Origin of the sequence: Qipengyuania sp. R86523 (assembly GCF_044596365.1) — a bacterium.
GTDB lineage: Bacteria > Pseudomonadota > Alphaproteobacteria > Sphingomonadales > Sphingomonadaceae > Qipengyuania > Qipengyuania citrea.
On sequence record NZ_CP138997.1, the window covers coordinates 437,339 to 451,162 of the forward strand.

Below are 13,824 nucleotides of genomic sequence, written 5' to 3' on the forward strand. Positions count from 1 at the left end.
CCTTACTTGAGCTGCGCGCCATCGAGCGTGGTGTATTCGGTGGCTGCTTTCAGGTTCGCCGCCATAACGTCCGCAGGCGATGCGACAAGACCGATCTTGGCGAGTTCACCATCCTTGTCCCACATTTTCGTCCACTGGAGCAGGTATTCCCGCAGGCCGGGGATCGCATCGAGATGCGCCTTCTTGGCGTAGACGTAGAGCGGGCGCGCGCCGGGATAGGCGAAGCTCGCGATGTTCTCGTAAGTCGGGGCGACACCGTTCATCTCGAGGCCCTGGACTTTGTCGGCATTCTCTTCGAGATAGCTGTAGCCGAAAACGCCCACGGCGTTGGGATTGCCTTCGATCTTCTGGACAATGAGATTGTCCTGCTCGCCCTGGTCGACATAGGCGCCGTCCGAACGGACCTCGGTGCAAAGCTGTGCGTGGCGATCCTTGTCGGTTTCCTTGAGCGCTTCCATTTCGGGATTGGTATCGCAGCCGACTTCCAGAACCAGTTCCTTGAGCGCGTCACGCGTGCCCGACGTGCTCGGCGGCCCGTAAACCAGGATAGGCTGGTCGGGGAGCGAGGGGTCGACATCGGACCAGGTCTGGTTGGTCTGCTCGCCGCCATAGGGCGAGGCCGCAATCGCTTCGTAGACCTGCTTGGGGGTCAGGCTCATCGTGATGCCGCCCTGCGCCGACGCGAAAGCGATCCCGTCGAGACCGACCTGGATTTCGATGATGTCGGTAACGCCATTGGCCTGGCAGTCGGCAAATTCGCTCGCCTTCATCTGGCGCGAGGCGTGCGTCATGTCGGGGGTGTCGGCGCCGAGACCGGCGCAGAACAACTTCATTCCGCCGCCGGTGCCGGTCGATTCGATGATCGGCGAACGATAATCGGGCTGGTTGCGAACGAAGGCTTCGGAAACTGCCTTCGCAAACGGGAACACGGTCGACGAACCGACTGCACGGATCGAGTCGCGCGAGCCGCCATCGGCTCCGTTGCCACCGCATGCGGTGAGCGCGAGCGCCGATACTGCGGCGAAGATGAAGGATTTGGTCTTGGTCATGGATAGCCCCTTAGATGTATAGCTAGCGCCGCAAAAGCGCCCCAATGTTACAGGGTTGCGACAATAGTTTGACCCGGCGCCCGGGGGCCGGGAATTGGCGGATTGTCCGCCGGTCAGAAATCGATTTGCGCGCGCACGCCAAAAGCGTCGACACCGTAGGAGGTATCGCCATTCGCGGCGGGCAGGACCGCGTCTTCGTACTGCAAGCGGCCGTAATTGACCAACAGCGCGGTATAGTCGGTCGGTTTCCAGATCAGCGAGGCGAGATAGCCTGCCTGGCGGCCGCCGAGGATCCCGGCGTCGTTGAGGTCGAGATGGTCGTAGCGCAGCGTGAACTGGAGCGATCCGAACCCGCCTTCGCCAACCGGCCGCTGCGGCTTGGTGCGATCGAACTTGCCACCCTTGTATCCGCGCGAATCGTCGGTGAGGAATACCCCTGCCTCGGCATAGCCGCCGAAGAAGGTAGGGTCGCTCGCCAGCGCGGGCATGTCGACCGTCTGCCAATAGCCTTCGGCGGCGGCGTGGAAGCGCCCGGCGATCGCTGCGGCCTCGATCCCGAACCCGGTTTCGCTGCGGGCACCCATGCTGCCGGTGTTGATGAACCGCTGCGAGGTGAAGTGCACCAGCGGGCGCTGGCGATAGCGCACCTCGGCAGCAGGATCGTCGAGGTCGTTGTAATGGACCGATCCGCCGAAATGAAGCTGCGTGTCGCCAGCCTCCGGCATGAAGACGATCCGCGCATCCACGCCCCGGTTCTTGCTGTCCGTGTCCTCGATATTGTCGGTGAAGACCCCCGCCTGGATGAGGATATCGCCTCGACCGTAAGTGATCGACGCACCCAGACGGCGTTCGAAGCCGAACGCGTCGGTAAAGGCCGCGCGCTCGATAAAGGTCGTGTGCAGGCTGCTGGTCAGTTCCTCGAGCGACTGGAAGTTGTTGTGTTGCCCGACCGCGACTTCGAGCGGACCGTCCTCATAGCTCAGGATGGCGTCGGTGACGGAAACCTCGTTGCCTGCGAAATCTATCTCGAACTTGTAGCCGAACCCTCCGGGCATATCCCCCGAAGCGCCCAAGCGGGCGCGGCGCAGTTCGCTGCCGAAGCCATCGCTGGCCCCGGTCGACGAAGGGGCGCTGGTGAAACCCGTATCGACCATCAGACGGCCGCGGGGCTTGAAGCTCCAGCCGTCGGACTTGGCGAGCACGGCGACCGGTGCGGCTGCTGCCGGCTCTGCCGGGGTGGTGGGAGCCGGCACCGCCGCGGCGGCGGCACGCGTTGCCTCTAGCTCGGTTTCGAGCTGGTCGATACGTGCGTTCATGGCCGCCAGTTGCATGCGCATGGCCGCCAGATCTTCGTCCGCATCCTGCGCGAGCAGGGGTGCGGGGGCAGCGCAGCCGAGCGCAATGATTGCCAGCGGGAAGCGGGTGCTACGGGGCATCGTTCAAATCACTTGATCAGAGGGTTACGGAACGACGACGCCACTATGACCGCGATGTTTCAGATATATGACATCGTGTAACAACCGGAACAGGCTGGCATGCCCCGGCCGCTACCGGCACAAGCCGCGTCAGTCGTCTTCGTCTTGCTTTTCCAGCGGCAGGGTAACCGTGACGCGCGTGCCTTCGCCCGGCGTGCTGTCGATATCCAGCCGGCCCCGGTGCCGTTCGACGATGTGCTTGACGATTGCCAGACCCAGTCCGGTGCCGCCCGATGCCCGGCTGCGGCCCGGATCGGTGCGGTAGAACCTGCGGGTGAGATGCGGAATATGTTCAGCCGCGATGCCTTCGCCGCGATCGGTCACGGTCAGCCTTAGCCGGTTGTCGCCCTTGGGATGGATGCGCACCGTCACCGTCTGGCCGGGCTCACCGTATTTGAACCCGTTGTCGACGAGGTTGCGGACCAGCTGTTCCAATTGCTGGCGATCGCCGCGGACCGGGAATTCGCCGGTCGCCTCGAAGTCGAGCAGTTCGAGCCGTTCGCCATTGGCGGCATCATGCGCCGCGCGCTCGGCCAGCTTGGCCAGGTCGAGCGTGGTGTCGGGCAGGTCGTGTTTCACGGCCTCGATTCGTGACAGCGACATCAGGTCGCTTACCAGGTCCTGCAAGCGTTTCGCCTCGCGCTGGATCGTGCCGAGGAACTTGTCCGCCATGCGCGGATCGAGATTATCGACATCCTCGCGCAGCGTTTCGACATAGCCGATGATCGAAGCCAGCGGCGTGCGCAGTTCGTGGCTGGCATTGGCGACGAAATCGGTATGGGCCCGCGCGATATCGGCTTCGGCGGTCTTGTTGACGAATTCGATGACGGCAAGTTCGCCGGGCAGCGTCTTGCGGTTGATCCGCCAGATATCGGTGCGCCTCGCCAGGCCGCGGACGACCGCACCGCCGTCGACGTCGCGACCGAGCAGGCGGATCGCTTCGGGCTGTCGCAGCGCCATGCGGACATCCTGCCCGACGATATGCCCGCCCAGCAACTGGCGCGCCGACAGATTGGCGATAATCGCCCGGTCGCGTTCGGTGATGACCACGGGTGTTTCGGAATGTTCGAACAGGTCGGCCATATTGTCGCGGGTGAAGGCAGGGCCTTGCGGCGTGGGGCGCGCTTCGTCCGGCCGCGCGGCCACCAGGTAGAGCGAGCCGATCCAGACCAGCAGGACGAGCGCGACATAGATCAGATCCACGCCAAGCGAGGCCAGGATGATGCAGGCCATCATCGCCAGCGCGAATCCGGGCCAGGGAAAGCTGGGCTTGGTCATGGCCATGCGGCCTAGCGGCGCATCCGCGGACGCGCCAGCCGCTTTTCAGCGTGGTGGAGAAGTGGTGACCCGTACGGGAATCGAACCCGTGTTTCAGCCGTGAAAGGGCCGCGTCCTAACCGCTAGACGAACGGGCCACAGAAGTGGCGCTTTGCGCGGATTGCCATGGCAATACCACCACCGTGGTGACCCGTACGGGAATCGAACCCGTGTTTCAGCCGTGAAAGGGCCGCGTCCTAACCGCTAGACGAACGGGCCACACCCGCGTTGCGGGTCGGTGGCGTGGCGGGCCAATTAGGCGTGGGGCTGCGGGCCGTCAACCCTCCTTCGCACGCAAAAGTATCAATCGGCCCAGGCGGCATCTTCCAGGTGCAGTTCCGCCTGCGGGCGGTTGCCCCAATCGTCGATCTTCACGCGGCCTGCCAGCCACAGGCGGCGGCCGCGCGATCCGTGCAGCAAGGCCTGTCCCATGTCGCTTTCGGCGGCGCGGAAGGCGATGCCCTTGAAGCTCTTGCCATCGTCGCCCGCGGCAATCAGGCGGACGTGATCCGTGCCCACGATATCGCATTTGACCAGCCGTACCGGGCCGACCGCCACCCGCGGCCCGGGCCAGCCGACCCCGTAGGGGCCGGCCTCTTCGAGCGAATTGACCAGCTCGGACGTCAGCCCGCCGGGCGCCACGGCAATATCGAGCGCCATGTCGCGCGTGGCGGAGGCGCGGGCGACATGGCCCTCGAGCGTATGATCGAGCCAGTCAGCCAGCCGGTCCACCTTGTCGGCGTCCACCGTGAGCCCGGCTGCCATGGCATGGCCGCCGCCCGCCACCAGCAGACCTTCGCCGCGCGCACGGATGATGGCAGCACCAAGGTCCACCCCGCTGATCGAGCGGCCCGATCCCTTGCCGGTATCGCCGTCGAGCGCGATGACCACTGCAGGCTTGCCGGTCTTTTCCTTGATTCGCCCGGCTACGATCCCGATCACGCCGGGGTGCCACCCTTCGCCGGCCACCAGATGCACCGCCCGGTTGTGCTGGGCAGCAATCTGCTGCTCGGCCGCTTCCTGCACTTCGGCCTCGATCGCGCGCCGCTCGTCGTTGAGCGCTGACAATTGCGCGGCGATGGTGCGTGCCTCTTCGGGATCGCGAGTGGTCAGCAACCGCACGCCGAGCGTCGATTCGCCCACGCGGCCGCCGGCGTTGATCCGCGGGCCCAGGGCAAAGCCGAGGTCCGAACAGGCGGGACTGCGTTTGAGCCGGCTGGCATCGATCAGGGCGGACATGCCGATGTTGTCGCGCCGCGCCATCACCTTCAGCCCCTGCGCTACGAAAGCGCGGTTGAGCCCGTGCAATGCAGCGACATCGGCTACCGTGCCCAGCGCCACGACATCGAGCAGCGCAAGCAGATCGGGTTCCTTGCGGCCGGCAAAGAAGCCGCGCTGACGCAACGTGCGCACCAGTGCGATACCCAGCAGGAAGGCGACCCCGACTGCGGCGAGGTGGCCATGCGCGGCAGCGTCGTCCTCCTCGTCCAGCCGGTTGGGATTGACCAGCGCGACCGTCTTGGGAAGTTCGGCCGAGCACTTGTGGTGATCGACGACAATCACGTCGATCCCCGCGTCATGCGCCATGGCAAGCGCTTCGTGTGCCATAGCGCCGCAATCGACGGTGACGATCAGGCTCGAACCCGATTGGCCGAGCCGGACCAAGGCTTCGCCCGAGGGACCATAGCCTTCGAGCAGGCGATCCGGAATGTAATAGCCTGCTTCGACCCCGAGGTCGCGCAACAGCCGGATGAGCAGCGCGGAACTGGTCGCGCCATCGACGTCGTAATCGCCATAGATCGTGATCGTTTCGCCTGCGAGTACCGCCTGCGCGATGCGGTCAGCGGCCACGTCCATGTCGCGGAAGAGCGACGGGTCGGGCAGGAAGTTGCGCAGGGTGGGCTGCCGGTGGCGTTCGATATCCTCTGCTGGAACACCGCGCGACAGCAGCAGCTGGCGAACGATATCGTCCCCCAGGGTCTGGGATCCGCCGAGTTCCATGTTCCCGCCGCGCCAGCGCCATGCGCGACCGGTGAGGGAGGATGATACGCCGAATACATGTGAAAGGGCCTGCGATGCCATGCGCGGGCAATAGCCTGTGCTTGGGGGCAACGGAAGTTGCACCGTTTGACAATCGACAGCCGCGCGCGATGCTTGGCCCATGTCCACCGGACCGCTTCTGATCATCTGGCACAGCCGCACCGGTACCAGCGAGCAATTGGCACAGGCTGCACACCAGGCAGCTGGCGCCGATAGCCGCCTGCTGCGCGCGGAAGAAGTCGAACCGGAGGATCTTTTGGCAGCGGGCGGATATCTGTTCTGCTGCCCCGAAAACCTCGCGAGCATGAGCGGCGAAATGAAGGAAATGTTCGACCGGTGCTACTATCCCGTCCTTGGAAGGATCGAGGGGCGACCCTACGCGACGGTGATCGCCGCGGGGTCGGACGGGGAGGGGGCCCAGCGGCAGATCGATCGCATCGCCACCGGCTGGCGGCTGAAACGCGTGGCCGATCGGTGGATCGTCAACACCGAGGCGCAGGAAGCAGAGGCCATTCTTGCTTCGAAGACCGTTGAGCCGGAAGCCCTGGACCGCGCTCGGGATCTGGGTACGGCACTTGCCGAGGGCGTCGCCCAGGGTATTTTCTAGGGATCGGGTCCGTTTCGGAGCCATGCCGCCGGATCGGTCTCGACGCAGCGGCTAATTGCGACCACAAGAGCCCGGCATGGCAGCAGGACGGACGGCACGGTGACGGTCGGAGCTTCGAGGACCGGTGCGGCGGGGGCCGGCGCGGCTGGGCTTGTGCTCATGTTCGAGCACGGCCGCCGTCCCGACCGCGCGGCGATAGTTGAAGCGCTGGAATGCTTCCCCCGCGCGTCGATCAGTTTCGATCCCGCTAACGCGGATACGTCGCACCATGTCGCAGCCGAACTCTCGCAAGCGTCCCGCGACACCGACTGGCTCGAACTCCTGCTCGACGGCCTGACCTTCGACTTGCGGGGCTTGGCGCGCGGTCCGGCGATGGTCGCCCCCGAAGTGGCCTACCGGTTCAACTGCGATGTCGATTGCCTTGCAGATGCGGAGGCCGTCAGCCTGCGTCCTGGCCCGCATATCGCAGCAGGCGCCCACTCCTTGCCGGTGGTGCGGACCTTGCTGGCGCTGGGGGGGGAACTGGCTGCGCGGCTGCCGGATGTTCGTGTGGTGTGCTGGCCGCCGGCGCGCACTGCGATTGCGCCGAAGTTCTTTAGCGGCACGGTCGAAGCGTGGATCGCCGGCGGGGCATTCCCTGCGCTTGGGATGCTGGGTGTATATGCCGGTCCGGGCGGCCATCTTCGCACCGAGGGACTGGCCTTCTTCATCGGCTGCGAACTGGCGCTGGCGCCATCCCTTTCGCAGGACCGTGCTGCCGCGACACGGCTTGTTGTTCGCATCGTCCAGGAACTGGTCGGTTATGAATTGCCCGTCGAACCGCTGCGTTTTGTCATCGAGGGGGGAGCGGAACTCGAAATGGTGCCAGACTTGGCCGCTGGCGTGATCCGCATCGATCCCGTCTAGCGGCACAGTGGATCGCGGCACGCACACTGGAGCCCACTTCGCCCGCCCGCACTTGCCCTTCCGTGCGGTCAACCGTTCCGGCACCGCTGAACATGACCCCGCGCTGCAGAAACACCATCTGCTGCCTCGCCAGGCGCTGAACAAGCGATGTTTTACGGGATTGATCGAAACGGTGGGAGCCGATCGGATCGGGTTCGACGATTTTCGTTGCAACGGCCTGCTGCTGCCTGCGCGCGAGGATGCAGCGCTGCGTCTGGCGCTGCCGCTCCATCGCGGGCCGCATCGCCGCTACAACGAAATGGTCATCCAGCGGATGGGACGTATTGAGCGGCGCTGGTCACTTCAGAAGCAGTCGCGCCCGGACGAAGCCGCTGCCGTCGCCCTGATGCGGCTTGCGCTGTTGCAGCGGGCCCTGCGGCGGCGATTGCTGGATGTGCGCAAACCCCTTCGCCTTAATCGGAAAGATCGCCAGGCCGCCCGCGTCGATTTTACCGATCTCGACGCGATGGCGGGCCTCCTGTGGGAAGCGAGCGCGGACTAGGCGGTGGCCTTTGCCAGCGCTTCCTTTGCAGCGATATATTCGCGTTCGAGCCGCGCGACGGTCTCTTCGACGGGAGCGCTCCGGGTGACCGCGCCGATGCCCTGGCCCGAACCCCAGATGTCCTTCCACGCCTTGGCCTTGGAATTGCCGCCGCTGCCGAAATTCATCTTGCTGGGATCGCTTTCGGGCAGGTTGTCGGGATCGAGACCCGCGCTTTCGATGCTCGAGCGCAGGTAATTGCCGTGAACGCCGGTAAACAGGTTCGTATAGACGATGCCTTCGGCGCTGCTGTCGACGATGGCCTTCTTGTAGCCCTCGTCGGCATTCGCCTCGCTCGCGGCGATCCACGGCGAACCGATATAAGCGAAATCCGCGCCCAGTGCCTGCGCGCCAAGGATCGAACGGCCATGTGCAATCGAACCCGAAAGCGCGACCAGGCCGTCGAACCATTCGCGGATTTCCTGCATCAGCGCGAAGGGGCTCAGCACGCCGGCATGACCGCCGGCGCCGGCGGCCACGGGGATCAGGCCGGTGGCGCCCTTTTCGATTGCCTTGCGTGCGAAACGGTCGTTGATCACGTCGTGAAGCGTAATGCCGCCCCAGCCTTCGACCGCGCTGAACACTTCCTCCCGCGCTCCGAGCGAGGTGATGACCAGCGGCACCTGCCATTTTGCACAGGTCGCCATGTCAGCTTCGAGCCGGTCGTTCGATTTGTGGACGATCTGGTTGACCGCATAGGGGGCTGCCGGACGATCGGGATTATCGCGGTTGTGCGCCGCCAGCTCTTCGGTGATCTGGTGCAGCCACTCATCCACCTGGCTTTGCGGACGCGCGTTGAGCGCGGGAAAACTGCCGACGATCCCCGCCTTGCATTGCGCGATGACCAGTTCGGGCCCGGAAACGATGAACAGCGGCGATCCGATGACGGGGAGGCGCAGCTTGTCGAAGGGGGCGGGCAGGGGCATGGCGGGAAAATTCCTCTCATTAGTCGCTAGGCGGGTGGCGTATGGTGCGTTCGCCCGCTTGTCGAGAGTGACGTTACGTAAACGTCAAGCTGCGGCGGACGGCAGCTCGAGCACGTGTTCGATGTCGTAGATACGCGCCGCAGTGCCAGCGAAAAGCGCGCGCTTTTCTGCCGGGCTGTGCTTTGCTGCCAGTCGCTTGAAGGCGTTCCACAGCACGGGGTAAGTCGCCCCCCAGCGATCGACCGGATAATTCGATTCGAACATCGCCCGATCGGGTCCGAACGCCTCGATGCAGGTTTCGATATACGGTCGCCACAGGCCGGCCAGGTGTTCCGATCCATAGCCCTTGTCAGGACCTTCTTCGGGCAGTCCGCAAAAAGCCATCGCCAGCCCGCCAAGCTTCACCGCGACATTAGGACACTCGGCAAGCGCGTGGATCGATTTGCGCCAAGTGTCGAACCGTTCGTGCAGCTTGCCTTGATAGCAGGCAATCCCCAGCGGGGTGCCGCAATGGTCGAGCACGATCTGCTGGTGGGGAAAGGCCCGCGCGAGATCGATGAGGTCGCCCAGTTGCGGTTCGAGCAACCAGGCATCGAACGTCAGATTATGCTCGGCATAGGCGGCAAACCCAGCCCGGAACGCATCCGACCCATACAGACCTTCGGGGGCGTGGAACGGCGGACCTAGTACTTCGGGATCGGCATCCCAGGCAGCGGCATGGCGGATGCCCTTGAAACGCCCGTTGCCCGCCGCGATAAGCGCTTCGAGCACCGGCCTGACACCATCGCCAAGGGTCAGATCGGCATGGCCTACAATCCCGGCACAGGGCCGATAATCGCCGTACAGGCCACTGGCGCCTTGTGCCGCTACACCATTGACGAATTCGACTTCGCCGACGGGTTTCATCGCTTCGTCGCGGCTGGCATCGTAGAAGGCGCCGCATTCCATGAACACCGTGCCCACGACATTGTGGCCGGAGTGCGTATCGGCGTAAAGTTGGTCGAAGGTATAGTAGGCGGCACCCGAGATCGCTTCGATGAAAGCATGCCGCGGTTCGGGGAATGCCCCGACCAGCGGGCGCAGGTCCCACAGGTGATGGTGCGGATCGATGATCGGCAGTTCGGGTTCGAGAATATCTTCGGTCACTGGCTGCGCTCCCCCCTTCGGCTGCCTTCGGTCTCTCCCGGTGATGGAACACAGGTCCGCCCGTTCTGACAAGCGAAAAGGATGCGCGGGAAGGGTGGCCTCATGCCTTGGGGCGCTGCCGTTTGCCGTCGCGCTGTCCGCGCACGGATATCTACGCGTTGCTACGGGGCAACCCGCAGCCAAATCCTTTCAGGCCGTTAACCTCCCCGGTCTACCGCGCCACCATGGGAACGGTTGCTCCATGACGCATCCCGCGATGCGGATCGCCTTGTACGGGGCGCTGTTCTTCGTGGTCACGTCGGCCACGATCTTCTGGACCCGTTTCGCCGGCGGTCTTGCGTTGGTCTGGGTGGGATCGGCACTGGCTGCAGCCCTGTTCCTGACCCTGCCCCGCGTCCACCACCTCGGAGCTTTTGCGATCCTCATGGGCCTGAGCACGGCGGCGACGGCGCTGTTCGGTTTCGGACCGGCCTGGGCGCTCCCGCTGGCAGTGGCGAATATCTTCGAAGGCTGGTTCATCGCGTGGCTGCTGGTGCGCTTGAGGCCACAGCGCGATTTTATCGAAAGCGAAGGCGGCGTCGCCTCGCTCGGGTTCTGGGCCGGTTTTGTCGGACCCCTTCCTAGTGCGATCGTGGGCGGGTTGATGGCGGTCCAGATCGTCGGCGGAACGTGGCTGTTCCATGCGTTTTCTTGGTGGGTCGGGCACGGACTTGGCACCTTGCTGGTGCTTCCGCTGGCCTTGCTCTTGCAGTCCTATCGCAGGGAAGACTTCGCTAATATGCGCGATCGCGCACGGGTTCTGGCCTTTGCGGGCGTGGTAAGCCTCACCGCGCTGGTCTCGGGGTTTGCGTTTCACCAGTCTGCCATGCCGCTGCTGTTTCTGCCCATCGTACCACTCGTTTTCGCCAGTTTCCGGTTTCGCCGGTTCGGCGCCGCTATCGCGGTGCTGGTGATTTCCGTCGCGGCGGCGTTCTCTCTGGGAATGGGAACCGGGGTCTTCGCCGAACTTGCCATGCCACTGTGGCAGAAGGCGCTGTTCCTGCAATTCTATCTCGCGACATTGTTGCTGATTGCTTTTCCGATGGCCGTCATAATCCAGCAACGTCAGCGGATCCTCGACGAACTCGGTGATCGCGAAGCGATGCAGCGCCTGATCGCCGACCATTCGGACGACGCCCTGCTGCACCTCGACAGCAGTGGAACCATCCGTTTCGCGTCACCGGCTTCGACCCGGTTGAGCGGTCGCGGCAGCGTGGATCAGCTGCACCTTGCGGCATTTTTCAGCGAGTTCGATCGTAAGAAGGTCGACCGCGCGCTCGATAAAGCCAGCCGCCATCCGGGCCGGACCGAAATACTCGAGCGGTCGGTGGGCCGGGGCGGGAAGACCCGCTGGCTTGAGGCAAAGCTGCGCGCAGTGGAAACCTCGGGTCGGAAAGTATGCGGCTTCGTGGTCACGATCCGCGACATTACCGCACGCAAGCTCGAGGAGCTGGAGATGACGCGCGAAGCACGGACCGATACGCTCACCGGCTTGCCCAACCGCCGCGCATTCCTCGATATCCTCGAGAGACGGTTGGACGTTGCCGATCAGGAGCCGTTCGGACTGGCATTCGTCGATCTCGACCATTTCAAGCAGGTCAACGATACCCACGGGCATGCCATCGGTGACAAGGTGCTTAGCGAAGTCGGCGCGATCATGAACGGCATGGCGTCCGATACGTTCTTCTTCGCACGGCTGGGGGGCGAGGAATTCGCCATCATCGTGAAGCGCCCGCTGGCAGAAGCAGCGGCAGACATTTGCGAACGCCTGCGTCTGGCAATCGAGAAACACCCCATGGCCGACAGCGATGGCAAGGCGTTTACCGTCACCGCGAGCCTCGGTTTCGCCATGATCAGCGAAAGCTGCAGCGCGTCGATGGCGCTGCAGGCCGCGGACGCCCCGCTCTATCTTGCCAAGGCGTCGGGTCGCAACCGCACCTGCCGGGCGCAGGGCTTCGGACGACTTACCAGAGGCGGAGCACCAATCGAACAGGCGCGGATTGCCGTCGCCGGCTAGGCTGCGTCCATCGCCGAATTCGCTGCGCTGAGCACGGCTCTGACGCTTGCTGTCGCGACATCTTCGTCGACCCCGCAGCCCCAGATGGTCCGCCCGGCGGAATCCCGGCATTCGAGATAGGCGGCAGCGCGGCTGTCCCGTCCGGCAGTCAGTGCATGTTCAGTGTAGTCGACCACTTCCAGGCTGAGTCCGAAAGCGTCCTCGAGCGTGGTCAGGACCGACGAGATCAGGCCGTTGCCGCGGCCCGAAACGGTCTGTTCCTGTCCAGCAACCGCGATGGTTCCGGTGAACAGCCGGGTACCGTCGCTGCCGCGCCGTTCCTCGTAATCGACCAACTGGAAATGCTTGTCGGCGGTTTGGACATGGTAGGCCGCCTTGAACGCTTCCCAGATATCGGTTGCATTGAGCTCGCGACCGACCTCGTCTGCCATGCGCTGCACATGCGGACTGAAATCGGCCTGCATTTTCTTGGGCAGCTTGAGCCCCTGGTCCTGTTCCAGCACCCAGGCGAAGCCGCCCTTGCCGGATTGCGAATTGACCCGGATCACCGCTTCGTAGCTGCGCCCCAGATCGGCCGGGTCGATTGGCAGGTAGGGTACGCGCCAATGCGGATCGTTCTGCGTCTCGAGCGCCGAAAATCCCTTCTTGATCGCATCCTGGTGGCTCCCCGAAAAGGCGGTGTATACCAGTTCGCCACCATAGGGGTGCCGCTGGTGGACCGGCAGTTCGTTGCAATATTCGACCGTCTCGATCACGCGGTCGATGTCGGAGAAATCGAGCTGCGGATCGACGCCCTGCGTGTACATGTTGAGCGCCATCGTCACCAGGCAGCAATTGCCCGTGCGTTCGCCATTGCCGAAGAGGCAGCCTTCGACGCGGTCGGCACCGGCCATCAAAGCCAGTTCCGCCGCGGCCACGCCGGTGCCGCGGTCATTATGCGTGTGCAGGCTGATCACCGCGCTGTCGCGAGCGGGCAGGTTGCCGATGAAGTATTCAACCTGATCGGCATAGATATTGGGGGTCGCCGCCTCGACCGTCGCGGGCAGGTTGAGGATGATCGGGTGTTCGGGGGTGGGCGCCAGCACCTCCATCACTGCTTCGCAGACCTCGAGGCTGAAATCGAGTTCGGCAGTCGAGAAGGTTTCGGGGCTGTACTGGAAATGCCACGCGGTATCGGGTTGCCTGGCCGCTTCGTCGCGCATGATCTTGGCGCCATGCACTGCAATGTCGCGGACCTGCTCCTTGCTCATCCCGAACACCACTTCGCGCCAGGCGGGGCTGACGGCATTGTAGAGATGGACGATCGCCTGCTTGGCCCCTGCAAGGCTGGCAAAGCTCGTCCGGATCAGGTCTTCACGGCTTTGAGTGAGGACCTGCACCAGCACGTCATCGGGTACGCGCCCGTCGCGAACCAGGCCCGAGATGAAGTCGAACTCGGTGGCACCGGCGCTGGGGAAACCGACTTCGATTTCCTTCACCCCGATTTCGACGAGGAGGTCGAAGAAGCGCCCCTTCTTGTGCGCATCCATCGGATCGACAATTGCCTGGTTGCCATCGCGCAGATCGGTCGACAGCCAGCGCGGCGCCGCAGTGATGGTACGTGTGGGCCACCGGCGTTCGGCAAGCGGTACCTGCGGGAAGGGCGAATATTTGACGCTCGGGTCGCGGAGCATGGACATCGGGGAAACTCGGTATCTGCGAAAGTGTAGGGTGGCGGTCGGT

General features: G+C 64.2%; 11 protein-coding genes and 2 tRNA genes. 4 read left to right on the plus strand and 9 right to left on the minus strand.

Annotated features, from left to right (window positions below):
- Positions 1-2: 2 nt before the first annotated feature.
- From SJY12_RS02115 to recJ, 6 genes are all read right to left on the minus strand, one after another.
- Entirely contained in the window at positions 3-1,049 is a 1,047-nt protein-coding gene (locus tag SJY12_RS02115) for a substrate-binding domain-containing protein (protein WP_230832807.1), read from the minus strand.
- 113 nt (positions 1,050-1,162) lie between these two features.
- Entirely contained in the window at positions 1,163-2,485 is a 1,323-nt protein-coding gene (locus tag SJY12_RS02120; RefSeq protein WP_397505843.1) for an OprO/OprP family phosphate-selective porin, read from the minus strand.
- Positions 2,486-2,614: 129 nt separating this feature from the next.
- Positions 2,615-3,802, minus strand: a complete 1,188-nt coding sequence (locus SJY12_RS02125) for a sensor histidine kinase (RefSeq protein ID WP_397505844.1) — start codon at positions 3,800-3,802, stop codon at positions 2,615-2,617.
- Between the two features lie 62 nt (positions 3,803-3,864).
- Positions 3,865-3,939, minus strand: a tRNA-Glu gene (locus tag SJY12_RS02130).
- A gap of 46 nt (positions 3,940-3,985) precedes the next feature.
- Positions 3,986-4,060 (minus strand) — tRNA-Glu (locus SJY12_RS02135).
- A gap of 84 nt (positions 4,061-4,144) precedes the next feature.
- The gene (gene recJ, locus SJY12_RS02140; protein WP_397505845.1) at positions 4,145-5,923 is read right to left on the minus strand and encodes a single-stranded-DNA-specific exonuclease RecJ; all 1,779 of its coding nucleotides are present in this window, start codon (positions 5,921-5,923) and stop codon (positions 4,145-4,147) included.
- A gap of 79 nt (positions 5,924-6,002) precedes the next feature.
- On the opposite strand from recJ, the gene SJY12_RS02145 reads away from it, so the two are divergent.
- From SJY12_RS02145 to SJY12_RS02155, 3 genes are all read left to right on the plus strand, one after another.
- On the plus strand, positions 6,003-6,488 hold the full coding sequence (locus SJY12_RS02145) for a flavodoxin family protein (protein ID WP_397505846.1): 486 nt from the start codon (positions 6,003-6,005) through the stop codon (positions 6,486-6,488).
- 159 nt (positions 6,489-6,647) lie between these two features.
- Positions 6,648-7,394: a hypothetical protein gene (locus SJY12_RS02150; RefSeq protein WP_397505847.1), complete on the plus strand. Its 747-nt coding sequence runs from the start codon at positions 6,648-6,650 to the stop codon at positions 7,392-7,394.
- 7 nt (positions 7,395-7,401) lie between these two features.
- Complete coding sequence (locus SJY12_RS02155) at positions 7,402-7,935, plus strand: AHH domain-containing protein (protein WP_397505848.1); 534 nt, start codon at positions 7,402-7,404, stop codon at positions 7,933-7,935.
- Here SJY12_RS02155 and SJY12_RS02160 read toward each other — a convergent pair.
- Entirely contained in the window at positions 7,932-8,900 is a 969-nt protein-coding gene (locus SJY12_RS02160) for a nitronate monooxygenase family protein (protein ID WP_063513070.1), read from the minus strand. The two genes, SJY12_RS02155 and SJY12_RS02160, sit on opposite strands and share 4 nt — an antisense overlap.
- 84 nt (positions 8,901-8,984) lie before the next feature.
- Entirely contained in the window at positions 8,985-10,046 is a 1,062-nt protein-coding gene (locus SJY12_RS02165; protein ID WP_341859579.1) for an amidohydrolase family protein, read from the minus strand.
- A 241-nt stretch (positions 10,047-10,287) separates the two neighbouring features.
- Between SJY12_RS02165 and SJY12_RS02170 the strand changes: the two genes are divergently transcribed.
- The gene (locus SJY12_RS02170; RefSeq protein ID WP_397505849.1) at positions 10,288-12,102 is read left to right on the plus strand and encodes a diguanylate cyclase; all 1,815 of its coding nucleotides are present in this window, start codon (positions 10,288-10,290) and stop codon (positions 12,100-12,102) included.
- On the opposite strand, the gene leuA is transcribed toward SJY12_RS02170, so the two are convergent.
- Positions 12,099-13,781: a 2-isopropylmalate synthase gene (leuA, locus tag SJY12_RS02175; RefSeq protein WP_397505850.1), complete on the minus strand. Its 1,683-nt coding sequence runs from the start codon at positions 13,779-13,781 to the stop codon at positions 12,099-12,101. The genes SJY12_RS02170 and leuA overlap by 4 nt on opposite strands.
- Positions 13,782-13,824: the final 43 nt, after the last annotated feature.

Bases quoted from the DNA above. Each gene is read 5' to 3' on its own strand.
- SJY12_RS02115 (WP_230832807.1), bottom strand. From the start codon at position 1,049: ATGACCAAGACCAAATCCTTCATCTTCGCCGCAGTATCGGCGCTCGCG.
- SJY12_RS02120 (WP_397505843.1), bottom strand. From the start codon at position 2,485: ATGCCCCGTAGCACCCGCTTCCCGCTGGCAATCATTGCGCTCGGCTGC.
- SJY12_RS02125 (WP_397505844.1), bottom strand. From the start codon at position 3,802: ATGACCAAGCCCAGCTTTCCCTGGCCCGGATTCGCGCTGGCGATGATG.
- recJ (WP_397505845.1), bottom strand. From the start codon at position 5,923: ATGGCATCGCAGGCCCTTTCACATGTATTCGGCGTATCATCCTCCCTC.
- SJY12_RS02145 (WP_397505846.1), top strand. From the start codon at position 6,003: ATGTCCACCGGACCGCTTCTGATCATCTGGCACAGCCGCACCGGTACC.
- SJY12_RS02150 (WP_397505847.1), top strand. From the start codon at position 6,648: ATGTTCGAGCACGGCCGCCGTCCCGACCGCGCGGCGATAGTTGAAGCG.
- SJY12_RS02160 (WP_063513070.1), bottom strand. From the start codon at position 8,900: ATGCCCCTGCCCGCCCCCTTCGACAAGCTGCGCCTCCCCGTCATCGGA.
- SJY12_RS02170 (WP_397505849.1), top strand. From the start codon at position 10,288: ATGACGCATCCCGCGATGCGGATCGCCTTGTACGGGGCGCTGTTCTTC.
- leuA (WP_397505850.1), bottom strand. From the start codon at position 13,781: ATGTCCATGCTCCGCGACCCGAGCGTCAAATATTCGCCCTTCCCGCAG.